This window comes from Rhodococcus opacus B4 (assembly GCF_000010805.1).
Taxonomy (GTDB): domain Bacteria; phylum Actinomycetota; class Actinomycetes; order Mycobacteriales; family Mycobacteriaceae; genus Rhodococcus_F; species Rhodococcus_F opacus_C.
Window position 1 is genome coordinate 1,968,938 of record NC_012522.1, and the last position, 25,259, is coordinate 1,994,196.

23 protein-coding genes are annotated in these 25,259 nt (G+C 68.7%); 11 read left to right on the forward strand and 12 right to left on the reverse strand.

Annotated elements, in window-relative coordinates; all coding sequences use genetic code 11:
• Nucleotide 1 precedes the first annotated feature (1 nt).
• Nucleotides 2-850: an SDR family oxidoreductase gene (locus ROP_RS09225; protein WP_012689059.1), complete on the reverse strand. Its 849-nt coding sequence runs from the start codon at nucleotides 848-850 to the stop codon at nucleotides 2-4.
• A 123-nt stretch (nucleotides 851-973) separates the two neighbouring features.
• On the opposite strand from ROP_RS09225, the gene ROP_RS09230 reads away from it, so the two are divergent.
• Nucleotides 974-1,381: a winged helix-turn-helix transcriptional regulator gene (locus ROP_RS09230; protein WP_012689060.1), complete on the forward strand. Its 408-nt coding sequence runs from the start codon at nucleotides 974-976 to the stop codon at nucleotides 1,379-1,381.
• Here the strand turns inward: ROP_RS09230 and ROP_RS09235 are convergent.
• Nucleotides 1,374-1,823 carry a DUF5709 domain-containing protein gene (locus tag ROP_RS09235; protein WP_012689061.1) on the reverse strand — a complete coding sequence of 150 codons (450 nt, stop codon included), beginning with the start codon at nucleotides 1,821-1,823 and terminating at the stop codon, nucleotides 1,374-1,376. The genes ROP_RS09230 and ROP_RS09235 overlap by 8 nt on opposite strands.
• A gap of 112 nt (nucleotides 1,824-1,935) precedes the next feature.
• Nucleotides 1,936-3,339, reverse strand: coding sequence for a dihydrolipoyl dehydrogenase (lpdA, locus tag ROP_RS09240; RefSeq protein WP_012689062.1), 1,404 nt, complete (start codon nucleotides 3,337-3,339; stop codon nucleotides 1,936-1,938).
• 67 nt (nucleotides 3,340-3,406) lie between these two features.
• On the opposite strand from lpdA, the gene ROP_RS09245 reads away from it, so the two are divergent.
• Nucleotides 3,407-5,485, forward strand: a complete 2,079-nt coding sequence (locus tag ROP_RS09245) for a prolyl oligopeptidase family serine peptidase (protein WP_269454437.1) — start codon at nucleotides 3,407-3,409, stop codon at nucleotides 5,483-5,485.
• Nucleotides 5,486-5,524: 39 nt separating this feature from the next.
• Here the strand turns inward: ROP_RS09245 and ROP_RS09250 are convergent, their stop codons facing one another.
• Nucleotides 5,525-6,358 carry an alpha/beta hydrolase family protein gene (locus ROP_RS09250; RefSeq protein ID WP_012689064.1) on the reverse strand — a complete coding sequence of 278 codons (834 nt, stop codon included), beginning with the start codon at nucleotides 6,356-6,358 and terminating at the stop codon, nucleotides 5,525-5,527.
• 73 nt (nucleotides 6,359-6,431) lie between these two features.
• On the reverse strand, nucleotides 6,432-7,475 hold the full coding sequence (locus tag ROP_RS09255; protein ID WP_012689065.1) for an alpha/beta hydrolase: 1,044 nt from the start codon (nucleotides 7,473-7,475) through the stop codon (nucleotides 6,432-6,434).
• Nucleotides 7,476-8,210: 735 nt separating this feature from the next.
• Here ROP_RS09255 and ROP_RS09260 point away from each other — a divergent pair.
• Nucleotides 8,211-8,417 (forward strand): PspC domain-containing protein, encoded by a 207-nt coding sequence (locus ROP_RS09260; RefSeq protein ID WP_012689066.1) that lies wholly within the window; start codon nucleotides 8,211-8,213, stop codon nucleotides 8,415-8,417.
• 128 nt (nucleotides 8,418-8,545) lie between these two features.
• Here ROP_RS09260 and groL read toward each other — a convergent pair whose 3' ends face one another.
• The 5 genes from groL to ROP_RS09285 form a co-directional block, all read right to left on the reverse strand.
• Nucleotides 8,546-10,171 carry a chaperonin GroEL gene (groL, locus tag ROP_RS09265; protein ID WP_012689067.1) on the reverse strand — a complete coding sequence of 542 codons (1,626 nt, stop codon included), beginning with the start codon at nucleotides 10,169-10,171 and terminating at the stop codon, nucleotides 8,546-8,548.
• Between the two features lie 229 nt (nucleotides 10,172-10,400).
• Complete coding sequence (locus tag ROP_RS09270; RefSeq protein ID WP_043824483.1) at nucleotides 10,401-10,955, reverse strand: DUF6764 family protein; 555 nt, start codon at nucleotides 10,953-10,955, stop codon at nucleotides 10,401-10,403.
• A gap of 80 nt (nucleotides 10,956-11,035) precedes the next feature.
• Nucleotides 11,036-11,815 carry an HAD-IIA family hydrolase gene (locus tag ROP_RS09275; protein WP_012689069.1) on the reverse strand — a complete coding sequence of 260 codons (780 nt, stop codon included), beginning with the start codon at nucleotides 11,813-11,815 and terminating at the stop codon, nucleotides 11,036-11,038.
• A 20-nt stretch (nucleotides 11,816-11,835) separates the two neighbouring features.
• Nucleotides 11,836-12,729, reverse strand: a complete 894-nt coding sequence (locus ROP_RS09280) for a universal stress protein (protein ID WP_012689070.1) — start codon at nucleotides 12,727-12,729, stop codon at nucleotides 11,836-11,838.
• 12 nt (nucleotides 12,730-12,741) lie between these two features.
• On the reverse strand, nucleotides 12,742-13,743 hold the full coding sequence (locus ROP_RS09285) for a zinc-binding alcohol dehydrogenase family protein (RefSeq protein WP_012689071.1): 1,002 nt from the start codon (nucleotides 13,741-13,743) through the stop codon (nucleotides 12,742-12,744).
• A gap of 146 nt (nucleotides 13,744-13,889) precedes the next feature.
• Between ROP_RS09285 and ROP_RS09290 the strand changes: the two genes are divergently transcribed.
• Together ROP_RS09290 and ROP_RS09295 are read left to right on the forward strand one after the other, a co-directional pair.
• Nucleotides 13,890-15,053, forward strand: coding sequence for a helix-turn-helix domain-containing protein (locus tag ROP_RS09290; protein WP_012689072.1), 1,164 nt, complete (start codon nucleotides 13,890-13,892; stop codon nucleotides 15,051-15,053).
• Nucleotides 15,054-15,138: 85 nt separating this feature from the next.
• Entirely contained in the window at nucleotides 15,139-16,395 is a 1,257-nt protein-coding gene (locus tag ROP_RS09295) for an NAD(P)/FAD-dependent oxidoreductase (protein WP_012689073.1), read from the forward strand.
• Between the two features lie 7 nt (nucleotides 16,396-16,402).
• Here ROP_RS09295 and ROP_RS09300 read toward each other — a convergent pair whose 3' ends face one another.
• Complete coding sequence (locus ROP_RS09300) at nucleotides 16,403-17,266, reverse strand: alpha/beta fold hydrolase (RefSeq protein ID WP_012689074.1); 864 nt, start codon at nucleotides 17,264-17,266, stop codon at nucleotides 16,403-16,405.
• Nucleotides 17,267-17,312: 46 nt separating this feature from the next.
• On the reverse strand, nucleotides 17,313-18,869 hold the full coding sequence (gene hutH, locus ROP_RS09305) for a histidine ammonia-lyase (RefSeq protein ID WP_012689075.1): 1,557 nt from the start codon (nucleotides 18,867-18,869) through the stop codon (nucleotides 17,313-17,315).
• 475 nt (nucleotides 18,870-19,344) lie between these two features.
• Between hutH and ROP_RS09310 the strand changes: the two genes are divergently transcribed.
• The 6 genes from ROP_RS09310 (at nucleotide 19,345) to ROP_RS09335 (ending at nucleotide 25,235) form a co-directional block, all read left to right on the forward strand.
• Nucleotides 19,345-19,800, forward strand: a complete 456-nt coding sequence (locus tag ROP_RS09310) for an SRPBCC family protein (RefSeq protein WP_012689076.1) — start codon at nucleotides 19,345-19,347, stop codon at nucleotides 19,798-19,800.
• Between the two features lie 43 nt (nucleotides 19,801-19,843).
• Entirely contained in the window at nucleotides 19,844-20,353 is a 510-nt protein-coding gene (locus ROP_RS09315; protein ID WP_012689077.1) for a hypothetical protein, read from the forward strand.
• Nucleotides 20,350-21,387, forward strand: coding sequence for a MerR family DNA-binding transcriptional regulator (locus ROP_RS09320; RefSeq protein ID WP_012689078.1), 1,038 nt, complete (start codon nucleotides 20,350-20,352; stop codon nucleotides 21,385-21,387). The genes ROP_RS09315 and ROP_RS09320 overlap by 4 nt, the downstream gene beginning before the upstream one ends.
• Nucleotides 21,388-21,450: 63 nt before the next feature.
• Complete coding sequence (locus tag ROP_RS09325) at nucleotides 21,451-22,164, forward strand: phosphatidylserine decarboxylase (RefSeq protein ID WP_012689079.1); 714 nt, start codon at nucleotides 21,451-21,453, stop codon at nucleotides 22,162-22,164.
• Nucleotides 22,161-23,024 (forward strand): CDP-diacylglycerol--serine O-phosphatidyltransferase, encoded by an 864-nt coding sequence (gene pssA, locus ROP_RS09330; RefSeq protein WP_012689080.1) that lies wholly within the window; start codon nucleotides 22,161-22,163, stop codon nucleotides 23,022-23,024. The genes ROP_RS09325 and pssA overlap by 4 nt, the downstream gene beginning before the upstream one ends.
• Nucleotides 23,025-23,051: 27 nt before the next feature.
• On the forward strand, nucleotides 23,052-25,235 hold the full coding sequence (locus tag ROP_RS09335) for an AAA family ATPase (protein ID WP_012689081.1): 2,184 nt from the start codon (nucleotides 23,052-23,054) through the stop codon (nucleotides 25,233-25,235).
• Nucleotides 25,236-25,259 lie beyond the last annotated feature (24 nt).

Here is a 25,259-nt window from a genome sequence, read left to right on the forward strand (position 1 = left end):
CTCACAGGCCGAGGGCCCTCGCAGCGGGGGTCGAGTTGCGACCGATCAGCGTCTGCAGGTCGCCGCTCTCGGTGTCGAGGGCGCCGACGGCGACTCCCGCATCGGAATCGGCGAGCATGCTCGCGACCGGTGCGGGCAGTCCGGCACCCTCGAGCACCGCGGCGTACTCGGACTGCGGAAGGTCTTTGTACGACACCGACTTTCCGATGACGGAGGAAATGACGTCTGCCAGTTCGCTGTACGTCAGCCGCTCGTCGCCACCGAGTTCGTAGACCTTGCCGGCCTGCCCGTCGGCGAGCAGGACGGCGGCCGCCGCTTCGGCGTAGTCCTTGCGGGCCGCGGCGGCGACGACACCCGTTCCGGTACTTCCGAACAGCGCACCGGTCTCGCCGGCCGCGGGAATGCTGCCGAGGTAGTTCTCCCAGTACCAGCCGTTGCGGAGCAGGGCGAAGTCGATCCCGGACTGCGCCAGACGATCCTCGGTGGCGCGGTGTTCCACGGCGAGTCCGAGCGGGGAGTTCTGCGCGTCGAGGACACTGGTGTACGCGACGAAGCCGACCCCGGCGGCCTTCGCGGCGTCGATCACGTTGGCGTGCTGGGCGATCCGCTGCCCGACCTCGCTGCCCGAGACGAGCAGCAGCTTGTCGACGCCGGCGAATGCGGTCTCGAGTGCGGCGCGGTCGCCGTAGTCGGCCTGCCGGATCTCGACCCCCTTGCCCGCGAGGCCTTCGGCCTTGGCGGGGGTGCGGACCACGGCGACGATGTCGGTGGCGGGGGTGCCCTTGTCGAGCAGTGCCTCGACGACGAGCCTGCCGAGGTGTCCGGTTGCTCCTGTGACGGCGATGGTCATGACGAACTCCTAGCGCGTAGTGGTGCGAGTTGACTGTTCAAGCTCACTTTCCATCATGCACTAATTTTTCGTAAGTGCAAATAGTTCAGTAAGTGCTTCCTGTTCGTGGGATACACTGGGCGCATGTCCAAGCCCGCGCACCCAGCACAGGACAGTGACGACCGCACCCTCGAAGCCGACGTCTTCGCACGCAATTGCGCGTCGCGCGAGACCCTGCAGACCGTCACCGGCCGCTGGGGTGTGCTCGCGCTCGCGGCACTGACCGAGGGCAACTATCGATTCAGCGCCCTCCGCCGGCGCGTCGACGGCGTCAGCGAACGCATGCTGTCGCAGACACTGCAAGCACTCGAACGAGACGGCCTGGTGGTCCGCGAGGTGCTCGAGGCCATCCCCCCGAAGGTCGAATACAGCCTTACGCCGCTCGGCGCCGAGGTCGGTTCACGCCTGATCGACCTGATCGAACTGGTCGAATCGCGCGTGCCCGACGTCAGGGCGGCGCAGGAAAAGTACGACGCCGATCGCGTCAGCTGAGGTCGTCGAGATCGGACTCTTCGTCGACGATGTGGACCGCGGCCTCCTCGGCCGACGCCGCTCCCCCGTCGATCCCGATGTCGGACGCGACCAGATCTTTCTCTTCGTCCGCCCCGGAACCCTCGTCCTCGGCGAGAAGCCGGCCCGAACGCTGCCGTCCGACCTCGTTGTCGTCGAGGATCTCGGCGTCGTCGTCCTCCTCGAACGCCGGATCCGGTTCCTCCTCCGCGAGCCGCTGATCGAGGGTCTCCCCTTCGCGCTGCTCGGCGGCCGTCGTTCCGAACGCGTCGAGCCCGAGCGGCTTCTCCGGAGGCGAATACCCTTCGTCGAGAACGTCGTCCACGCCTCGGTCGACCAACGTGTCCTCTGGCTGCAACTGGTCTTCTTCGTCCAGGCTGTACTCGCCCTCGGATCCTTCTGGCGTGCTGTCCGGCATGGTCATCTTCCCCACGATGCCATCGGAACGGACACTTCGCCATCGGATCGCGGAAGCAGCCCGGTGAGAGACGACAAGGGCCCGCACAGAGACTGTGCGGGCCCTCTCGGTGTTCGGGTCAGAAGTTGATCATGTGCCCGGCGAGGCCGTGGATGGCCTCCTGCAGGGCCTCGGACAGCGTCGGGTGGGTGTGCACGTTGCGGGCCAGCTCGTTGACCGTGAGGTCCCACTTCTGCGCGAGGGTCAGCTCGGGCAGCAACTCGGAGACGTCGGGGCCGATCAGGTGCCCACCGATCAGCTCGCCGTACTTGGTGTCGGCGATCAGCTTGACGAATCCGGTGGCGTCACCGAGGCCGTGCGCCTTGCCGTTCGCGGCGAACGGGAACGTCGCCACCTTGACGTCGTAGCCCTCGTCCTTGGCCTGCTGCTCGGTCAGCCCGAAGCTCGCGACCTGCGGCTGGCAGAACGTCGCGCGCGGCATCATCCGGTAGTCGTCGATCGGCAGGGTTTCCGCACCGCCGATGGTCTCCGCGGCGACGACGGCCTGCGCCTCCGCGACGTGCGCGAGCTGCAGCTTGGCCGTCACGTCACCGATGGCGTAGATGTGCGGCACGTTGGTCTGCATCGTGTTGGTGATGCCGATGGCACCGCGGTCGGTGAGCTGCACCCCGGTCTTCTCGAGACCGAAGCCCTCGACGCGGGGAGCGAACCCGACGGACTGCATGACCTTGTCGACCACCACGGTCTCGGTCTCGCCGGACTTGTTGTTCTTGATCGCGACGGTGACCTTGGAGCCGTCGTCGTCGATGCTCTGCACCGCGGCACCGGTGACGACCTTGACGCCGAGCTTCTTGTACTGCTTCTCGATCTCCTTGGACACGTCCGCGTCCTCGTTCGGCAGCGCCCGGTCGAGGAACTCGACGATGGTGACGTCGACCCCGTAGTTCTTGAGGACGTATCCGAACTCCATGCCGATCGCGCCCGCGCCGACGATGAGGATCGATCCGGGCAGCTCCCGGGTCATGATCTGCTCTTCGTAGGTGACGACGTTCTTGCTCAGCGAGGTGCCGGGCAGCAGCTTGGTGGTGGACCCGGTGGAGATGATCGCGTTGTCGAACGTGACCGTCTCGGTGCCGCCCTTGGTCAGCTCGACCTCGATGGTGTGGGCGTCGGTGAAGGTGCCCTTGCCGTCGTACTCGGGGATCTTGTTCTTCTTCATCAGGAAGTGGATGCCCTTGACGCGGCCCTCGGCAACCTTGCGGCTGCGGTCGAACGCGGCGCCGAAGTCGAAGGACGCCTCACCCGAGATACCGAACAACTTGGCCTCTTTTGTGAAGAGATGCGCCAGTTCGGCATTGCGGAGAAGAGCCTTCGAGGGGATGCAGCCCACGTTCAGGCACACACCGCCCCAGTACTTCTGCTCGATGATGGCAGTGCTCAATCCCAGTTGTGCCGCGCGGATAGCAGCGACGTACCCACCGGGACCGGCTCCGAGGACAACGACGTCATAGTGTGAGGTCACGGTTGTTCAGGGTAGTCCCGTCCCGATTCGCTGTCTGCACGCGGTCGCATTACCCGCGAGTAGCCTCATGCGTCACACCTTTGCCGCCGCGACCAGGCACGACACCGCCTGCAAGAATGGCGCCATGACGGATCCCTTCCTCTGGCTCGAAGATGTCACCGCGGAACGGTCACTCGACTGGGTGCGGGAGCGCAACGCCCGCACGCTCGCCGAGTACACCGAGAACGCCGGGTTCTCCGCGCTGGAGAGCCGGATCCTGGACGTGCTCGACACGGACGACCGGATCCCCTACGCGGGCATGCGCGGCGAGTACCTGTACAACTTCTGGCGCGACGGCGAACACAAGCGGGGCATCTGGCGGCGCACGACGCTCGAGCAGTACCGCACCGAGAACCCCGAGTGGGACGTCCTGCTCGACGTCGACGCACTCGCCGAACGGGAGGGCGAGAATTGGGTGTGGGCCGGCGCCAGCGTGCTGCGACCCGAGCAGTCACGTGCCCTGCTGTCATTCTCGCGCGGCGGCGCCGACGCGTCCGTGGTGCGTGAATTCGACCTCGAGAAGCGCGAATTCGTCGGCGGCGACCACGCCTTCGACGTCCCCGAGGCGAAGACCAGCATCAGCTGGATCGACAAGGACACCGTGTACGTCGGCACCGACTTCGGCGAAGGTTCGATGACCGACTCCGGCTACCCGAGAATCGCGAAACGCTGGCAGCGCGGCACACCGTTCACCGAGGCGGTCACCGTCTTCGAGGGCGAGACCACCGACGTGTCCGTCGGCGCGTCGTACGACGACACCCCCGGGTACGAGCGGCACTTCGTCGGCCGGTCGATGGACTTCTACAACTCCGAACGCTACGAACTGCTCCCCGACGGGTCGAAGGTCCGGATCGACACCCCGGACGACGCGGGCACGTCCGTGTACCGCGAGTGGCTGACCATCCGTCCGCGCACCGACTGGCAGGTGGACGGCGTCGTCTACCCGGCCGGTTCGCTGCTCGCCGCGAACTACACCGACTTCCTCGGCGGATCCCGTGAGCTGACGCCACTGTTCACGCCGGACGAGCACACGTCGCTCGAACAGGGAACGTGGACCAGGAACCACCTCCTCCTCGTGCGGCTGTCGGACGTGCAGACCAAGCTGTCGGTGCTGACGCCGAACGACACCGGGTGGGAGGAGAAGCCTCTCGACGGGGTCCCGGAACTCACGGCGAGCGGGATCATCAGCACCGATCCGCGCACCGGCGACGACTTCTTCGTCAACTCCAGCGGATTCACCACCCCTGCGACGCTGCTGTACGGCTCGGTCGGGGGTGCGCTCGAACCCGTCAAGCAGGCGCCCTCGTTCTTCGACGCGGACGGCATGTCGGTGTCGCAGCATTTCGCGGTGTCCGACGACGGAACCGAGATCCCCTACTTCGTCGTCCGCCGCGACGACGTGACCGGACCCTGCCCCACCATGCTGTACGGCTACGGCGGCTTCGAGAACTCGATGGTCCCCGGGTACAGCGGCTCGGTCGGGTTCGCGTGGCTCGAACGGGGCGGCGCGTACGTGGTCGCGAACATCCGCGGCGGCGGCGAGTACGGCCCGTCGTGGCACACCCAGGCGGTGCGGGAGGGCAGGCACAAGGCGTTCGAGGACTTCGCCGCCGTCGCCCGCGACCTCGTCGCCCGCGGCATCACGACGTCGAAGCAGCTCGGAATCCAGGGCGGCAGCAACGGCGGACTGCTCATGGGCGTCATGCTCACCCGCTACCCGGAACTGTTCGGCGCGATCGTGTGCCAGGTTCCGCTCCTCGACATGAAGCGGTACCACCTGCTGCTCGCCGGGGCGTCGTGGATGGCGGAGTACGGCGATCCGGACAACCCGGACGACTGGAAGTTCATCAGCGAGTACTCGCCCTATCAGAACACCGACGCAGCCGCCGACTACCCGCCGATGCTCGTCACCACCTCCACCCGCGACGACCGGGTCCACCCCGGCCACGCCCGCAAGATGACGGCGCTGCTCGAGGAGCAGGGCCACGAGGTCTGGTACTACGAGAACATCGAGGGCGGCCACGGCGGGGCCGCGGACAACGCGCAGGCCGCATTCAAATCGGCGCTCACGTTCACGTTCCTGTGGGAGATGCTCACCCGCCCGTGAGTACTTGTCAACCGCCGGCGGTTGACAAGTACTCACGGCTCAGGTGTGGTCGTGGATCCAGTCGACGATCCGGTCGACGGTGCTCGCGGGCTCGCGGATCCACCCGTTGTGGCCGAGCGGTTGCGGCTGGTGCCACAGAGTGACGTCGGCGTTCGGAAGCTTCGCCAGGAGGTTCTTCGCCGCCGATTCCGGAGCCAGATCGTCGCCTTCGACCGTCACGGACAGCACCGGCAGTTTCAGCCGGGCGATGCGTTCCTCGTAGTCGATGTCGGCGCCGTCGGGTTCGATCCTGCCGGTGCGGGCGAACCGCGACCAATCGGTGATCAGCACCTTCGACTGCCGCCCGAACCCGCCGATGTCCAGTTTGTCGCCGGGCCAGAACCCGGCGAGGTTGGCGGTCATCGACATCGCCGCCGCGCCGACGAGCATCCGCGGGGCATGGATCCCGGGGAATCCTCGGTGATACGGCGACCCCGACGCGACGAGGACGATCCCGCCGAGCCGGCCGCGGATCCGCGCCCCGTACATCACGCCGAGCTGACCACCCATGCTGTGCCCCAGCAGGAACGGCGTCGCCGCGGGAAAGCGCTCGCGCACCACCTCGAAGATCGCGGGAAAGTCCAGGGACACCAGTTCGTGGTAGCCGTACGTGCTGTCGCTGCTCGGCCGGGGCCGGCTGTCGCCCTGGCCGCGGAGTTCGCCGATCGCCGCGTTGAAACCCCGGGACACGAGTTCCTCGGCGAAGGGTTCGTAATAGCCGGCCGGAATTCCCAGGCCGGGAAACACCACGATCACGGGGGCGTCGTCCGGGCCGGGAAACAGGCGAACCGGAGTGGTAGTTCCGTCGGGCATCTGGATCGGTACTGTCTCCACTTCGTCAGACTAGACGGCTCGACCCCCGCAGATCCGGGATCTGCGGGGGTCGATTCTGTTCCGAGACCGGACGCTACAGGCCGATCGACGCGGCAAGCATCGGCCACGACTTGTGCAGGTCTTCCTGCCAGTAGGTCCAGGAGTGGGTGCCGGTCGGCCGGAAGTCGAACGTCGCGGGGATCTGCAGTTCGTTCAGTCTGTCCGCCAGCGCGTGGGTGCACTGGTTGGTGGCGGCCTCGATGACGCCGCCGACGAGGATCTGGTTGGCGAGCGTTCCGACGTCGCCGTTGATTCCCGGTGCGTTCAGCTGATCGCCCGCCCCGGGCAGCCCGGATCCGTTGCTGACGTAGATGTCGAGTCCGCGCAGCTTCTCCGCGTTGACGTACGGGTCGTTGGCGGCCCAGCCAGGACCGTCGTCAGGGCCCCACATATTGGAGGTGTCGCCGCCGCCGCGACCCTCGACGACCATCTGTACGTACGCGCGGCCGGGGTCGGTGCTGGTCATCGCGCACCCGCTGTAGGCGCCGACGCTCTGGTACAGGTCGGGAGCCGACTGCGCCAGGCTCAGCACGGAGCTACCGGCCATCGAGATGCCGGCGATCGAGTTGACGCCGTTGGTGTCGAGCGCGGAGTCGACGATCGGCGGAAGTTCCTGCGTGAGGAACGTCGTCCACTTGTTGTTGCCCAGTTCGGGGTCGGTCTGCTCCCAGTCCGTGTAGTAACTGAATGCGCCCTCCATCGGCGTGACGACGTTGACGTTCTTGTCGGCGAAGAAGTCGACGACGTCGGTCCGGGCCTGCCACGTGGCGGAGTCCTCGCCGCCGCCCGCACCGTTGAGCAGGTACAGCGTCGGCCTCGGGGCGCTCGTGTCCGCGGGGGTGATCACGCGCAGCGGAATCTCCCGGCCCATGGAGGCCGAGTACACGTGCATGGTCGACTGCCGGTCGTCGATCGGGTCGGTGCTCACCAGGTGGGAGCCGCCGGCCGCGACGGTGGCGTCTTCGGCGGGATCGGCGGAAGCGGACGCCTGGACCCCGAGGCAGGGAATGGCCGTCGTCAGAGCGACCGCGAGCGCCAAGCGCATCCCGTACCTACCCGCTGCAGTGCGGTTGACCATCGTTCTCCTTCGCTGCGACGTCGCCTGCCCGACTCCGTAGAGGCGAGAGCTGGAGCTCACATGATGTCATGTGAACTCCAGCTCTCGTTCAGAAGTGGGGTCGAAACGGGGTGTCCCTATCCCCCGACGGACCCGAGGAAGCCGATCAGTGTGGTGAGTGCTTCGAGCAGACCCAGAAGGCTGTCGGACATAGTATTACTCCTATTCGACGCAGTGGATTTTCTAACTCCCCCCTGCGATCAGGGGCTCCGTCATTTGTACCCGAGTTTTCGCTCCGAATAAGCACGAAGTGGTAAACATTTGCGATCGTTGACTTAACAAAGAACCGGCGAATAGAGACCGGCTAATCCCCAATTACCTCGCGAACATGCCGCACTGCCAGGGTATATGCCGAGATCCCGCCTCTCGGATCCCGGCGTCCGTAATCGAAGAGCGACAGAACATACTTCGGCTCATCATTTCCGAACCTTTTCTTGGCATTGCCCTTGAATTTCCCGCTGAAGAAACGATGAATGGGCAATTTCGCACATCTCTTCGCCGACCGTGGTATGCGCATCCCTTTTGTCCAGAATTAAGATTGATGCAAATAAAAATTCCCATCTTTACACCAATTCGACCCATTGTGTGGGATATCGAGCTCTTCGGCGCGTCGCTCCAGTTCAGGGTGAAAGACCAGGGTGCAGATCGGGGTACATCCCGATGGTGCGCGCCGGATTCGCCGAACAGGATGGAGGCATGACATTCGACAGCAACACTCCCCGCCAGTTCACTCGTTCCGACAGCCAGAAGATGCTCGCAGGCGTCTGCGGCGGCGTCGCCGAGTACTTCTCGGTGGACGTCAACCTCGTCCGGCTGCTCACCGTGGTGGCCACACTGGTCACCGGAGGCACCGCGGCCCTCGTCTACCTCGCAGCCTGGATGCTGATGCCGGCAGGCCACTGAATGACGTCCGCACACGACAGAGCCCGGGACACCAGTTGGTGTCCCGGGCTCTGTCGGAGCACTTCGTGCCCGTAAGCGGTCGACGAGTCCGGAGACTCCTCAGCCACTCACGGGAGGCGTAGCCGCCTTTAGAAGTCCATACCGCCCATGCCGCCGGTCGGGTCGCCCACGGGCGCTCCGGCCTTCTCCGGCTTGTCGGCGACGACGGCCTCGGTGGTCAGGAACAGAGCCGCGATGGACGCTGCGTTCTGCAGCGCGGAGCGGGTGACCTTGACCGGGTCGTTGATGCCGGCTTCGAGCAGGTCGCCGTACTCGTTGGTCGAGGCGTTGAGGCCGTGACCTGCGGGCAGGTTGCGCACCTTCTCGGCAACGACGCCGGGCTCGAGGCCCGCGTTGAAGGCGATCTGCTTCAGCGGTGCTTCGAGGGCGACGCGAACGATGTTCGCACCGGTGGCCTCGTCACCTTCGAGCTTCAGGTCGTCCAGTGCGGGAGCCGACTGCAGCAGAGCCACGCCACCACCGGCGACGATGCCCTCTTCGACGGCAGCCTTGGCGTTGCGCACGGCATCTTCGATGCGGTGCTTGCGCTCCTTGAGCTCCACCTCGGTGGCAGCGCCGGCCTTGATGACTGCAACGCCACCGGCCAGCTTGGCCAGGCGCTCCTGCAGCTTCTCGCGGTCGTAGTCGGAGTCGCTGTTCTCGATCTCGGCGCGGATCTGGGACACGCGACCGGCGATGGCCTCGGGGTCTCCCGCGCCTTCGACGATGGTGGTCTCGTCCTTCGTGATGACGACCTTGCGTGCCTGGCCGAGCAGCTCGAGTCCGGCGGTCTCCAGGGAGAGTCCGACCTCTTCGCTGATGACCTCGCCACCGGTGAGGATGGCGATGTCGGCGAGCTGAGCCTTGCGACGGTCACCGAAGCCGGGAGCCTTGACGGCCACGGACTTGAAGGTGCCACGGATCTTGTTGACCACCAGGGTGGACAGGGCTTCGCCCTCGACGTCCTCGGCGATGATGACCAACGGCTTGCCGGACTGGATGACCTTCTCCAGCAGCGGCAGCAGATCCTTGACCGTGGAGATCTTGGAGCTCACGAGCAGGATGTACGCGTCCTCGAGGACGGCTTCCTGACGCTCCGGGTCGGTGGCGAAGTACGCCGAGATGTAGCCCTTGTCGAAGCGCATGCCCTCGGTGAGCTCGAGCTGCAGGCCGAAGGTGTTGGACTCCTCGACCGTGATGACGCCTTCCTTGCCGACCTTGTCCATGGCCTCGGCGATGAGCTCGCCGATGGACGGGTCGCCGGCGGAGATACCAGCGGTAGCAGCGATCTGCTCCTTGGTGTCGATCTCCTTGGCGGTCTCGAGCAGAGACACGGTGACGGCCTCGACGGCCTTCTCGATGCCGCGCTTCAGACCCAGCGGGTTGGCGCCGGCAGCGACGTTGCGGAGGCCCTCACGGACGAGCGCCTGGGCGAGAACGGTAGCGGTGGTGGTTCCGTCGCCGGCGACGTCGTCGGTCTTCTTGGCGACCTCCTTGACCAGCTCGGCACCGATCTTCTCGTAGGGGTCCTCGAGCTCGATCTCCTTGGCGATGGACACACCATCGTTGGTGATCGTGGGGGCGCCCCACTTCTTCTCGAGCACGACGTTGCGACCCTTGGGGCCCAACGTCACCTTGACTGCGTCGGCGAGGGCGTTGAGTCCCCGCTCGAGGCCGCGACGGGCCTCTTCGTCGAACGCGATGATCTTGGCCATTGCGAAGTGATCCTCCGGATTGGGGGTGACACACAAGGCGACCGCTGTTCGGGTCGCCTCATTTACGCCTTCGGCCGAGTTCGGTGCCCGCGACGGACGACCAGGGGTGTCTTTGGTTCCCGGTCTCACCGTCCCGACCTGGCACTCACCCGCGGCGAGTGCCAAGTGCATTTTTAGCACTCGAACAGGGTGAGTGCAAGGTCGGGACGGAAGCGCTGCGCTTGGGCGATCAGCGCATCGCGCAGACCTGACCGGTGTTCAGGTTGAAGGCGAGGGACAGCGCGCCGACGCAATCCACGCCGTTCGCGTCGGCCGTCGCACCCGAACCCCAGCCCGCGATCGCGACGGTGGTGGTGCCGTCGGCCGCACCGGAACGGGCGATGCCGCCGCCGAGCGAGACCGCGTACGCCTGACCCGAGCCCGTCGACGCACCGAGCGACGTTCCGTATCCGTTGGCGTACGTGGTGGCCCCGCTGTGTCCGTTGGCGACGCTCACCGCGGTGCCGCTGTCCGCGGCCATCGCGCGGGCGGTGCCTGCCTCGGTCGCCTTGGCGCCGCAGCTCGCGGTGTCCGACACCTGGACGTCGTTTGCCGACGGCGGGGAGACGCAGTTGACGGGGGCGGCACCGGCGACGCCTGCGCCGGCCACCGAGATACCCGCCGCGACACCCAGACCGACGGCCATCGCCGCTCCCACACGTGCCAGCCGTCGGCCGAACAGAGACGAGATACGAGTACGCGATGCCGAGGCGGTCGAGGTGACGGGGGTGGAGACAGCGAGCATGGAAGCTCCTTCTGGGAACGTCGAATTGGAGGATTCGCCGCGAGAGTACCCGCTCCGGGCCGGTTCGTCGCGGACCCCGGTCAGGCGAGTTCGTCGAGGAGCTTCGGCAGCTGCGCGACCGAGTCGACGACGTGGTCCGGCCGCTGCGCGGCGAGGTCCAGAATCGACTGGCGGAACTTGCCCGTTCGCACCAGCACACCGGTGAGTCCCACCCGCTGCGCGGCGAGGACGTCACCGGTCAGGTCGTCGCCGACCATCATCGTCACGTCCGGACCCGTGCCCATCAGATCGGTGGCGGTGAGGAACGCGGCGAGCGACGGCTTGCCCACAGACACGACGTTGGTTCCCGCGACCTCCTCCATACCCGGGAGGTAAGTGCCCGTGTCGATGCGCAGCCCGTCGTGGGTGGCCCACGTGGTGCCCCGGTGCATCGCGACGACGGGGACGCCGTCGAGCATCAGCTCGACCACGCGGCTGAGTGCGCCGTGGGTGAATTCCGGCCCTGCGCCGCCGAGGATCACCACCTCCGGGTTCTCGTCGTCCAGTTCGATGCCGGACAGATCGGCGGTGATGTCGCCGCTGTTGAGGACCCAGGCCCGCGAACCGGGATAGGTCGACCGGACGTACTCGGCGGTGAGCCGGGCCGCGGTGACGATCTCGCCGGAGTCGGCCTCGATGCCCGCCGACCGCAGAGCGTCGGCGATCTCGTCGCACGTCCTCGACGTCGTGTTGGTGAGGTACGCGCACGCGAGTCCGCGCTCGCGCACCTCCCGCACCGCGGCGGCGGCGCCGTCGATCGGATGCCACGACGTAACCAGCACACCGTCTATATCGAGCAGGACACCCTCGACCCCAGCCATGACAGGAGCGTATCCCGGGATCACTGCCGAGTCCGGCACACGAGGACGGGACAGGGGGCGTGGTGGACGAGATTCTGGCTGACGGATCCGAGCAGGGCACCCATCAGCTTGCCCCGGCCGTGGCTTCCGACCACCAGCAGTTGCGCGGTCGCCGCGTGCCGCAGCAGGATGTCGGCGGACGCCCCCTGCGTCGTCACCTCGGTCACCGGAACGTCGGGGTACTCGTCCCGGATACCGGCGAGGCATTCGGACACGACCGCCTTCTCCGCTTCCTCGTAGGCGGCCCAGTCGACGTACTTCGACGCGTGCGCGAGTCCGTGCTGCTTCTCCCCGCTCCACGCGTGCACCGCGTCCAGGCCGACCCCGAACGCGGACGCGAGCGCGAACGCCTCCTCGACGGCTTTCTCGCTGACCTTGCTGCCGTCCACGCCGACGACGATCGGGCGGGTGTCCGGCGACGCCGGTGCCGGCGCTCCCCGGACCACCGCGACCGGGCTGTGCGCGTGGTTGACCGTTCGGAGGACCGTCGATCCGAGGAGATAATCGGTGACGGCGCCCGCACCCTGCGCGCCGACCGCCACGATCCGCGCCGCCCGCGACAACTCGATCAGGTGGGATGCCGCGGTGCCGGATCGGACGTCGCGCTCGACGGCGAGACCGGGCCGATCCTGCAGGGCGGCGGCGGTGGCGGCGTCGAGCATCGTATTGCCGTCCTCGCGCAGTTCCTGGATGAACTGGGCGTCGATCATCATGGCGGTGCCGTTGTAGAACGTGGCCTCGTCCGGGTACGTGTGGGCGAGCAGGAGCGGGGCGCCGAGCCGGACCGCCACGCCTGCGGCCCAGCGCGCCGCATCGAGCGCGGCGCGGGAACCGTCGATACCGACGACGACGGGTGCCCCTGCATGTTCGCTCATATCTCTCTCCCTCTACGGCTCGAGAACTGCTGCACCGCTGAACTTTCCGCCGGACAGGTCCCGGAGGGCCCGATCGGCGCGGTCGAGTGGGTACGGGTGGGTGTCGATGCTCAGCCGGTGTTCCGCTGCGATGCGCAGGAATTCGACGGAATCCGAACGGGTGTTGGCGGTGACGCTGCGGATCTGCCGTTCCCGGAACAGGTGCCGCTGGTACTCGAGCGCGGGGATGTCGGTGAGGTGGATGCCGGCGACGGCGAGGGTGCCGCCGTCGGCGAGCGCCTCCATCGCGACGGGCACCAGGTCGCCGACCGGGGCGAACAGGATCGCGGAGTCGAGGGGCTCCGGCGGCACGTCGCGCACGCCCTGCACGGATGCCGCCCCGAGCCGTTCGGCCAGCGCCCGGGCCTGCGCCCCTCGCGTCATGACGTGCACCCGGACGCCACGCGCTGCCGCGACCTGGGCGGTGAGGTGCGCGCTGCCGCCGAACCCGTAGATGCCCAGCGCGCCGCCGACGGGCACCGCGGCGCGTTCGAGTGCCCGGTAGCCGATGATCCCGGCGCACAGCAGTGGGGCGAGTTCGGTGTCCGTGTAGCCCTCCGGCAGGTGCAGCGCGTAGCCGGCCGGGACCGTCGCGAATTCGGCGTACCCGCCGTCCGCGTCCCATCCCGTGTACTGCGACTGCCTGCACAGGTTCTCCGCACCGCGCAGGCAGGCCGCGCACTGTCCGCACGTGTGCCGGAGCCAGGCGATCCCCACACGGTCTCCGACGGCGAAGGACCCGGTCACCGAATCACCCAGTGCGGCAACCTCCCCCACCACCTCGTGACCGGGAGTCACCCGGGGCCGGTGCACGGGAAGATCCCCCTCGGTCACGTGCAGGTCGGTCCGGCACACTCCGCACGCCAGAACCTTCACGAGAAGATCGCCCGGTCCCGGCTCGGGAACGGGTTCGCTTCCCCGTTCCAGCGGGTGGCCCGCGACGGGGCCCGGAGCGACCACGCGCCACGCGGTCATCGTTCCGGTTCCGCCCTGCGTCGCCGCCATACCCCCACAATGCCCCTGACGGGTGGCCACCGCCAGGACCCGGAGTGCCGTGTCTCGATGACACGGAACCGCGGCGAAGACCCGGCCGGACCGCGCCCGCCAACTAGGCTCGCCCCATGGACCTGCGCGGTGAAGACCTGTTCACGGTGGCGGGGTCGCTGGCCGAGCTGATCGGCGCCCCGATCACGATCGAGGACGAGAACTCGACGGTCCTGGCCTATTCGAGCGGCGAGCAGGCCGTGGACCAAGCGCGCATCGAGACCATCCTGGGACGGCAGGTCCCCGGGAAGTACCGGCAACTCCTCGAAGACGCGGGCGTCTTCGAGCGTCTGCACCGGGACGCCGACGTCTTCTACGTGGACATGCGACTGCCGAACATGACTCCCCGCGCGGTGATCGCGGTGCGGGACGCGGGACGGTCGGTGGGGTCGATCTGGGCGGCGATGACGTCGGCCCCCACCCCGGAACAGGAATCGATCCTGCGGTCCGCGGTCCCGGTCGTCGCGGAGCACATCGCGGCGGAGCGGGAAAGGGTGGACGTGACGCGCCGGATGCAGGTCGACCGGGTCCGCGCGCTGATCAACGGCGGCGAGCCCGCCTTCCGCGCCGCCGACGACCTCCGGCTGGAGGGACGGCTGACCGTCGCGGCGGCCGCCCCCGTCGCGGTCGGGCGCCCGCTGCCCTCCGGTCTGCTCGCCTCCCTCGGCCTGTACCTCGACACGCTGGCGGTCGATTCGGTGGCAGCCCAGCTCGACGACGTCATCTACGTGGTCATCGCCGCGTCGGAGAAAGACGTCCGGCGCCTCGCCGAGGACTTCCTCGGTCGCGCCCGCAGCGGGGCTGCGTTCGTCGTCGCCGTCGGGCGCGAGGTGAGCACGGCCAGCCAGGCGCACCTGTCGCGCGGGGACGCCGATCGGGTGCTCACCGTGCTGCAGCACACGAGGTCCGGCGGTGTCGCGGGGACGATGCGGGACAGTCTCGCGTCCGTGCTGGCGTTGCGCGTCGCCGACATCTTCGACGGCCTCGGCGAGCTCACCCCGCTCGCCGCGCTCACCCGGCACGACGAGCAGCACGGCACCGATCTCGTCGCCACGGCCCGCGCCTTCCTTGCGCACGGCGGCGACGTCGCCGATGCCGCCGCGGCGCTGCACGTGCACCCCAACACCCTGAGGAATCGGCTGCGGCGCTGCGTCGATTCGTGCGAAGTGGACCTGACCGACGCCGACACCCGGCTCATCCTGATGCTGCACCTGAAGCTGACGGGACTGCGGAATATGTGACCCCTGGCCGATTGCACAGGGGGTGCTGTCCGGGACTGGCCGAACGGCCACTGCCCCGGCTCCGTCACCCGCCGATCATGGAGTCATGAGCACAGTGCAGCGCCCTGACCATGTCGCGATCGTCGGAGCAGGCGTCGTCGGATTGTCCACGGCGTGGTTCCTCCAGGAGCGCGGCGTGCGCGTCACCGTCGTCGACCGTACGGGTGTCGCGGCGGATGCGTCCTGGGGCAATGCGGGCTGGCTCGCACCGGCATTGACGCTGCCGCTGCCCGAACCGGCCGTGCTGCGGTACGGCCTGCGCGCGATGCTGAATCCGTCCTCGCCGGTCTATGTTCCGTTCACGACCGATCTGCGGCTGGTGCGTTTCCTCGCCGGCTTCGCCCGGCACTGCACCCCGTCCCGGTGGGCGGCGGCGATGAAGGTGTACGCCGAGGTCAACCGGATCTCCCTGGGCGCCTACGACGAACTCGCGGACGGCGGCGTGCGGGAGCACACCCATCTGGCCGACCCGTTCCTCACCGCGTTCAAGTCGGACGAGGACCGTGAGGCGCTCGTCGACGAGTTCCGGCACGTCGAGGCCGCGGGCGGCGAGGTTGAGTACGACCGCGTCGACCGGGACGAGATCCACTCTCTCGAACCGAGTCTCGGCGACGGCGTGCACTGCGGTCTGCGGTTGCGCAACCAGCGCTTCATCGACCCGCCGCGCTTCGTCCATTCGCTCGCCGACGCGGTCCGGGCCCGGGGCGGCGAGATCAGGTCCGGCTTCGACGTCGCGGCGGTGCAGGATCTGGGACGGTCGGGCGTCCGGCTGGTCACGGCGTCCGGCGGCACGGTGACCGCCGATTCCGTCGTCCTCGCCGGCGGTGCACACCTCAATACTCTCGCCCGCCCGTTCGGTGTCCGCGCCCTCGTGCAGGCGGGCCGCGGATACAGCTTCAGCGTCCAGCCCGATCAGATGCCGAAGAACCCGATCTACTTCCCCACCCAGCGCGTGGCGTGCACTCCGCTGCACGACCGGTTCCGCGTCGCCGGAATGATGGAATTCCGCAGTCCCGATGCACCTCTCGACCCGCGCCGCGTACAGGCGATCATCGCGGCCGCGACGCCGATGTTCACCGGCATCGACTGGGAAGCGCGTCGAGAGGAGTGGGTCGGATCCCGGCCGTGCACCACCGACGGACTTCCGCTCGTCGGCGCCACCCGCTCCCCCCGTGTGCACGTGGCGGGCGGCCACGGAATGTGGGGCATCGCGCTGGGGCCGCTCACCGGACGCATGATGGCCGACTCCATGACCGGCGGCGACGTGCCGTCCGTCATGCGGCATTTCGACCCGCTGCGCTGAGCGCGGCTCAGGACCGGGCCGCCCAGAAGCGGCGCAGTTCGACCACCAGTTCGCGCGAACGCTCGTCGGGGAAGAACAGCTTGCCGCCCCGGATCTCCACGACTTCCCGCGCTCCCGGAACGAGATCGCGGAGCCGGTAGGCCCAGGTGGTCCGGAAGAACATGTCCCCGGTCCCCCACACGAGGAGCGTGGGCACCTCGAGCGCCGCGAGGTCCGGCTCGACCGCGAGCAGGTCGCGCGGATGCAGGGAGGCGATCCAGCGCTGGAAGAGCAACGCGCGGTCGCGGGTGCCGAGCAGCGGCTCGACGTACGCCGCCACGACCTCGTCCGGCAGGGCATGCACGTTCTGATACCCCATGCCGTACAACAATGTACGAGCTCTCGTCACCTTCCTCGTCAACGGCGGCAGGATGCGGGCGAGCAGTCCCGCCCGGGCCAGCAACACGGTCGGCAGGAACGCCTTCGGCGGTACGTTGTCGTGGGTTTCGCAGTTCGTCAGCGTCAGCGTCGACAACCGGTCCGGGTGTCGGGCGGCATAGATCTGCGCGACCGCGCCGCCGGTGTCGTTGGCGACCACGTCGACCGTCTCCAAACCCAGCGCGTCGCAGGTGGCCGCGACGACGTCGGCCAGCGCGCCCAGCGTGAAGTCCTGATCGGGCGCGGCGGGGGTGTGACCGTGGAGCGGGAGGTCCAGGGCGATGCACCGTCGTTCGTTCTCGAGTTGACGGATCACGTTGCGCCAGAGGTAGCCGGACGTGCCGACGCCGTGAATGAAGAACGCCACGCGGCCGGCGCCGGAATCGAGGTAGCTGACCGGCCCACGGTCGGTGTCGACGGTCTTCCGGCGCGTGTCGAACTCCGCGAGAGTCATGCGGACCATCTCCTGCATTCCACGGTAGTTCTCGAGACTCGAGCCATCAACGGACGCAGTCCAGCCGCCCCACCACCGCCTCCGCGCTCGCGACCAGCGCACCGGAGGCGGCGAGGGCGACTGCGGCCTCGATCTCCGGAGCGAGGTGACGGTCGGTTCCCGGTCCGGCGACGTGCTCGCGGATCGTGTCGCGCACCGCCCCCGTCGCCGGCGAGGGTGCGAGCGGGGCCCGCAAGTCGAGCGCGCGGGCGGCCGTCAGCGCCTCGATCGCGAGGACCCGGGTGAGCCCGTCGATCGCCCGGCGCAGCTTCCGGGCTGCGGACCACCCCATCGACACGTGGTCCTCCTGCATCGCCGACGACGGAATCGAATCGACGCTCGCCGGCGCCGCGAGCCGCTTCAGTTCGGACACGATCGCGGCCTGCGTGTACTGCGCGATCATGTGGCCGCTGTCGACACCCGGGTCGTCGGCCAGGAACGGCGGCAGCCCGTGATTGCGGGCGACGTCGAGGAACCGGTCGGTGCGACGCTCACTCATGCTCGCGACGTCCGCGACGACGATGGCCAGGAAGTCCAGGACGTACCCGACCGGCGCCCCGTGGAAGTTGCCGTTCGACTCCACCCGGCCGTCGAGGGTCACCACCGGATTGTCGATCGCGCTCGCCAGTTCCCACGACGCCACCTGCTCCGCGTGCGCGAGCGTGTCCCGCGCGGCGCCCGCGACCTGCGGCGCGCACCGCAGCGAGTAGGCGTCCTGTACCACGGTGCAACTCGGGTTGGCGTGGCTCTGCACGATCTCGGAGCCGGCGAGCAACCGGGCCATGTTCGCGGCGGCGCAGGCCTGGCCGGGGTGCGGCCTGAGCGCCTGCAGGTCCGGGGCGAAGACTTTGTCGGTGCCGAGCAGTCCCTCCACGCTCATTGCGGCCGTGACGTCGGCCAGCCGCAGGAGCGCGTGCAGGTCCTCGCACGCCAGCAGCAGCATGCCGAGCATGCCGTCGGTGCCGTTGATGAGGGCGAGCCCCTCCTTCTCCTCCAGCACGACCGGTGCGATCCCGGCGACGGACAGCGCTGTCGCGGCCGGCACGAGTTCGCCGTCCGAATCCCGCACCGTGCCCTCGCCGATCACCGCGAGCGCGACGTGCGCGAGCGGCGCCAGATCGCCGGAGCACCCGAGACTGCCGTATTCGTGCACCACGGGAGTAATCCCCGCCGACAGCAGCGAGGCGTAGACCTGCGCGACTTCCGGCCGGGCCCCGGTCCTGCCGGTCGCGAGGGTCGACAGCCGCAGCAGCATCAGAGCGCGCACGACCTCGCGTTCCACCTCGGGCCCGTTTCCGGCGGCATGCGAGCGGACGAGACTGCGCTGCAACTGCGTGCGCAGGGCGAAAGGAATGTGCCGGGTGGCGAGCGCCCCGAAACCCGTCGAGATCCCGTACACGGGTTTCGGGTCCTCGGCCAGCGCCTCGATGCGCTTGCGGGTTTCGGCCATCGCCGACACCGCGTCCCGCGAGATCCGCACCGGCGCGCCGAGGCGCGCCACCCGGACCACTTCCTCGGCGGAGACCGCACCGGTTCCGACCACGACGCACTCTTCGGCTCCCACAACCCCAGTCTCCCCCGCGTCCTGGCGGAGAGTGGCGGGATTGCGGGAGCCACGACGCGTCTACAACCGGCCGCGGAGAGCTTCCTCGATTTCGCGTGGCGTCATCAGACGTTCGAGTTTTTCACTCGGCCACGAGGACGGACGTCCTTGCAATCGGGCTGATTCGAGTAGAGGGAGAGGGCTGCGGTCCCACCGCAGGATCGAATGAACATTCACTACCGATCACTTCCGAACACCGACTCGACAACTTTCCAATTTGCGCCATTGCATCGGCGACAGTTCGTCGCACTATTGACTCATCGCCCATCGTGCCCGTTTGGTTACACGGTTTCGATGAGGCGCGCGGAAGTGCTGGAAAACTGCGGTCCGGGCCGGGTTTCAGTGACCTACCGCACACTCCTCTGGCCACAGGGCCTACCATGACGCGAAAGTAATTGTTACCGTACGTACCACCTTCCCTGACTGGAGACAGCCGATGGCAACCACCCTCGAAGCAAGCATCGACATCGACGCGACACCGCAAGACGTGTGGGCTGTCGTCTCGGATCTGAAGCGGATGGGCGAATGGAGCCCCCAGTGCCGCAAGATGCGCGTCCTCGGCGGCGTCGTCGAGGAGGGCACGAAAACCGTCAACATCAACCGCAAGGGCCTGCTCGTGTGGCCGACCACGTCGAAGGTCGTGAAGTTCCAGCCCAACAAGGCCATCGCCTTCCGGATCCTCGAGAACCGCACGATCTGGTCGTACGAACTCGAGCCGACCTCAGGCGGAACAAAGGTCATCGAGCGCCGCGAAGCCCCGACCGGCACGTCCAAGGTGTCGCAGTTCCTCGTCAAGACCGTCCTCGGCGGCAACGAGGACTTCGAGGTCGACCTCGTGAACGGCATGAACACCACCCTCGCCCGGATCAAGTCGGCAGCCGAGCGCAAGTAACCGGGTTGACCCTCGACCTCGTCGAGGCCTCAGCGTGGTCCGCATGGACACACCGGACGCCGTCATGGCGAGGATCGCGCAGGGGCAGGGACGGGCAGTAGCGGGTGATCGGGAGGGCGCCCGGCACATCTTCGAGGAGGTGTGGCACGCCCTCCAGGGGTCCGGCGACACCGCGCCGGACCCGTTGCACGTCGTCACGCTGGCCCACTACATGGCGGACGTCCAGACAGACCCCGCCGAGGAGTTGCGCTGGGATCTGCGGGCCCTGCGCGCCGCCGACTCGCTGACCGACGACCGCGCCCGCGCGCATCACCCGTCGCTGTCGGTCGCGGGTTTCTACCCGTCGCTGCACCTCAATGCGGCGGCCGCTCATCACGCCCTCGGACAGTCGGCCGAGGCACGCCACCATCTCGATCGGGCGGCGGAGAACTGCGGGTCACTCGCCGAGGACGGATATGGGCGGATGATCCGCGGGGCCATCACCCGGCTCCGTGACGAACTGGACGCGACTGGCCGAAGTGGACGCGACTGTCGGACCGCCGGGGCAGAGTGAACGCCGTGCTGAGCATCGGTGAACTCGCCCGCGCGTCCGGTCTGTCGGTCAGCGCGCTGCGGTTCTACGACAAGGCCGGAGTGCTGATCCCGCACGCGGTCGACCCGCGCACGGGGTACCGCTGGTACACCGACCGGCAGGTGGACGCCGCCGTCCTCGTCGCCGCGATGCGCCGGGTGGGGATGCCGGTGAAGGAGATGGCGGCCGTGCTGGGCGGCACCGACGCCCATGGACTTCTCGACCGGCATCTCCACCGGCTCGAGCAGGGGCTGGACGACGCCCGCCGCGAACTGACGAGAATTCGCCGACTGCTCGACGTCCGCGCGGACCGCGCGTCGAGGGTCGTCCTCCGCACCGCCGACCTCCTCGCCGCGGTGAGCGCCGTGCGGTTCGCCGCCGACGCCGACTCGGACTTCCCGGTGCTGCGCGGCTGCCTCTTCGAGACGGACCACGACGTGCTGCGGCTCGTCACCACCGACCGCTACCGGCTGGCGGTCGGAACGGCGGCCGTGCTCGAACCGCCGGACCGACCGATCTCCGCCGTCGTCCCGTGCACGTTCCTCGACGACGCTGCCGGGTTGCTGCGGCGCCACCGGACGGTGACCGTCTGCGTGGGCGCCGACTCCGTCACCCTCCGCTGCGACACCGAACAGCTCACCACCGGCCTCGTCCACGGCGCCTTCCCCGACCATCGCGCCCTGTCGCCCCGCGACCCGGGAATCGAACACACCTTCTCCTCGGCGGCCTTGCGGGCACTCCTCACCGACGCGGGCGACCGGGTGGATCTGGGGGTTCTGGAGTCGGGCGAGATCGTCGTCGGCCATCCGGGCACCGAACAGCCGGTCCGCTTCCACGTGCAGGTGAATGCCGGTTTTCTCCTCGAAGCCGTCGACGCGCTGCCGGGCGAGCAGTTGACGTTCCGGGTCGGTGGACCCATCACGCCCCTCGCCGTCCGGCCACGATCCGTTCACACATCCGACCCCGCGAGTGCGTACTCTCTCCTGATGCCGTTGCAGCCGGAAGCGCTCACGTAATCTGTGGGTGCGGCGCGATGGCGCGCAGGCAGCACGTCCGTCCGAACACAGTTAGAGGAGCCCGTGGCACGCAAGCCCACACCCCCCGGAACCCCGCAACCCACGAGCGTCGGTCACATCGTCGACCTCGTCCGCGGAGCAGTTCCGCCCCTGCATCCGGCCGGGCTGCCCTTCGTCCTCGCACCACTCGGCGTGGCCGTCCTCGGCCGCAACCGCAAGTGGGTCCGCCGCGGGGCACTGACCTCCGCCGCTGCCTGCGCCGCATTCTTCCGGCATCCCCACCGCGTACCGCCGAACCGCGTCGGCGTCGCAGTCGCGCCCGCCGACGGTGAGGTCGCGCTCGTCGACTCCGCGGTCCCGCCGTCCGAACTCGACATGGGAACCGAACCGCTCCCCCGGGTCAGCATCTTCCTGTCCGTGCTGGACGTGCACGTCCAGCGCAGCCCCGTCGGCGGTGAGGTGACGAAGGTCGTCCACCGGTCGGGGCAGTTCCTGTCCGCCGACCTCGCCGACGCCAGCGAGGTCAACGAACGCAACAGCATGCTGCTGCACACGGCGGAGGGTCACGACGTCGCGGTCATCCAGATCGCCGGACTGCTCGCCCGCCGGATCGTCTGCGACGCCAAGGTCGGCGACACCCTCCCGATCGGTGACACGTACGGCCTGATCCGGTTCGGCTCCCGCGTCGACACGTACTTCCCGGCGGGCACCACGTTGCTCGCCGAGCGGGGACAGCGGACGATCGGCGCCGAGACCGTCATCGCTCAACTGCCGTGATCGCCAACGCGAAGCAACAGCGGAGGGGACGACCCCAGCAGGCGGTGCGGATCCTGCCGAGTGTCGTCACGATCCTCGCGCTGTGCGCGGGACTGTCCGCCGTCAAGTTCGCGCTGGACGGCGATCTGGGGACGGCGCTGGCCATGATCGGCGCCGCCGCGGTCCTCGATTCGCTCGACGGGCGGATCGCGCGACTGCTCGACGCCACCAGCAAGATGGGCGCGGAACTGGACTCGCTCGCCGATTCCATCTCGTTCGGTGTCGCACCGGCCCTCGTCCTCTACGTCACACTGCTGGACGGGCAGAGTTTCGGCTGGATCATCGCCCTGATCTACGCGGTGAGCATCGTGCTGCGGCTGGCACGGTTCAACACGCTCCTCGACGAGGACGACGCGCCGGGCTACACCAACGAGTACTTCACCGGGGTGCCTGCGCCGGCGGGTGCGCTGATCGCACTGACCCCGCTGGCCGCCGCCGCGCAGTGGGGTGACGGCTGGTGGTCGTCGTATCCCGTCGTCGTGGCGTGGACCGTGATCTCCGCGGCGCTGATCGTCAGCCGGATTCCCACACTGGCGCTGAAGACGGTGTCCGTGCCCCCGCGGATGGCGGCCGGTCTACTCGTCCTCGTGGCGCTCGCGGCGGCGGCCCTGGTCACCTACCCGTACATCCTGCTGATCGCGCTCGTGGCCGTGTACCTCGTGCACATTCCGTTCGCGGTCCATTCCAAGCGGTGGGTGGCCGCACGCCCCGAGACCTGGGACATCAAGCCGTCCGAGCGGCGGGCCATCCGGCGTCAGCCCGACGCCCGCGGCAGGCGATCCGCGGCACGGCTCGGACTGCGTCGTCCCCGGGCCCGGTAGTTCGCTCCCGCACGTAGGCTCGACGGCGTGACCTCACCGGAACTCGCGCTCACAGTCCGACTGAACACCTCGGCCGCCGACGCCCGGCGCGGCGTGGTCCGGCTGCATCCGGAAGCCCTGGCCGCGCTCGGCGTCCGCGAGTGGGACGCGATCGCCCTCGTCGGCGCGCGCCGCACCGCCGCGGTGGCGGGTCGCGCGCCGACCGGAACCCCCACCGGGACCGCACTCCTCGACGACGTGACACTGTCCAACGCCGGGCTGTCCGAGAACAGCACCGTCGTCGTCACACCGGTGACCGTGTACGGCGGGAAGACGGTGACGGTCAGCGGCTCGAATCTGGCCGTCACCTCCGTCTCCGACGTCACCCTGCGTCACGCCCTGCTCGGCAAGGTCCTCACGGTCGGCGACACGGTGTCGCTGCTGCCCCGCGATCTGGGCCCCGGAACCAGTACCGCCCCCGCGACCCAGGCCCTGTCCCGGACGTTCGGAGTCGCCTGGACGTCCGAACTGCTCACCGTGACCGGGGTCGACCCGGCCGGTGGTCCGGTGAGCGTGCAGCCCAACACCGCGGTCGGGTGGGGGGAGGGTGTGCGCGCGACGGTGACCGCGGCGCCGTCCCGGCTGCCCGCGCCGCCCGTCCGTCCCGCCGAGGACGTGCCCCCGGTCCCGGTCGAGGATCTGGTCGGCGCCCACACCCAGGCGGCCAAACTCACCGAGTGGCTCGGGCTGGCACTCGACGAACCCGAGCTGCTCCGCACGCTCGGGGCCTCCCCCCATCTGGGGGTCCTCGTGACAGGTCCCGCCGGCGTCGGGAAGGCGACGCTCGCCCGTTCGGTTCTCGCGTCCCGGCGGGTGGTCGAACTCGACGGGCCGAGTGCCGGCGCGCTCGAAGCAGGCTCCCGGCTGCAGCGGGTCACCGCGGCGGTCGAATCGATCCGCAGCGGCGGGGTCCTGCTGATCACCGACATCGACGCCCTGCTGCCGTCCACCCCGGAACCGGTGTCGGCGCTGATCATCGAACAGCTCCGCGGCGCGGTCGACACCGTCGGGGTCGCGTTCGTCGCGACGTCGGCGCACCCGGAGTCGGTCGACACCAGGTTGCGCGGGCAGGACCTGTGCGACCGCGAACTCGCCCTCACCCTGCCCGACGGCTCCACCCGCCGGGCTCTCCTGGAACTGCTGCTGCGCCAGGTCCCCACCGACGGCGTCACCCTCGACGCGATCGCGGCCCGCACACCGGGGTTCGTCGTAGCCGACCTCGCAGCGCTGTGCCGGGAAGCCGCCCTGCGCGCCGCGTCCCGCGCGGCCAGGAAACCCGTCGAGCCGGCGCTGACGCAGGACGATCTGCTCGGCGCCCTCGACGTCATCCGTCCGCTGTCGCGGTCGGGTAGCGAGGAACTCGCGATCGGCAGCGTCACCCTCGATGACGTCGGGGACATGGTGGAGACCAAGCAGGCGCTGACGGAGGCCGTGCTGTGGCCGCTGCAGCACCCGGATTCGTTCGCCCGGCTGGGCGTCGACCCCCCGCGCGGAGTGCTGCTCTACGGCCCGCCCGGCTGCGGCAAGACGTATCTCGTTCGGGCGCTGGCCAGTTCGGGACACCTGAGTGTGCACGCGGTCAAGGGCGCCGAGCTGATGGACAAGTGGGTGGGCGCGTCGGAGAAGGCGGTGCGCGAGTTGTTCCAGCGGGCACGGGATTCGGCCCCGTCGCTGATCTTCCTCGACGAGGTGGACGCCCTGGCCCCGCGCCGCGGCCAGAGTTCCGATTCCGGGGTGGCCGATCGGGTGGTCGCCGCGCTCCTCACCGAACTCGACGGCGTCGAACCGCTGCGCGACGTGGTGGTGGTCGGCGCCACCAACCGGCCCGACCTCATCGACCCGGCGTTGCTGCGCCCCGGCCGCCTGGAGCGCCTGGTGTTCGTGCCGCCGCCGGACGGCGACGCCCGCCGCGCGATCCTCCGGACGTCCGGGAAGGCGGTCCCGCTCGCTGACGACGTCGACCTCGACGCGCTGGCGGACGATCTCGACGGCTACTCAGCCGCCGACTGCTCCGCGTTGCTGCGGGAGGCGGCGCTGGCCGCGATGCGCCGCAACATCGACGCCGCCGACGTCACCGCGGCCGACGTGGCCGAGGCACGCGAAAAGGTGCGCCCCTCACTCGATCCCGAGCAAGTGGCGCACCTGAAGGCGTATGCGCTGTCGCGCCCGTGAGTACTTCTCAACCGCGGGCGGTTA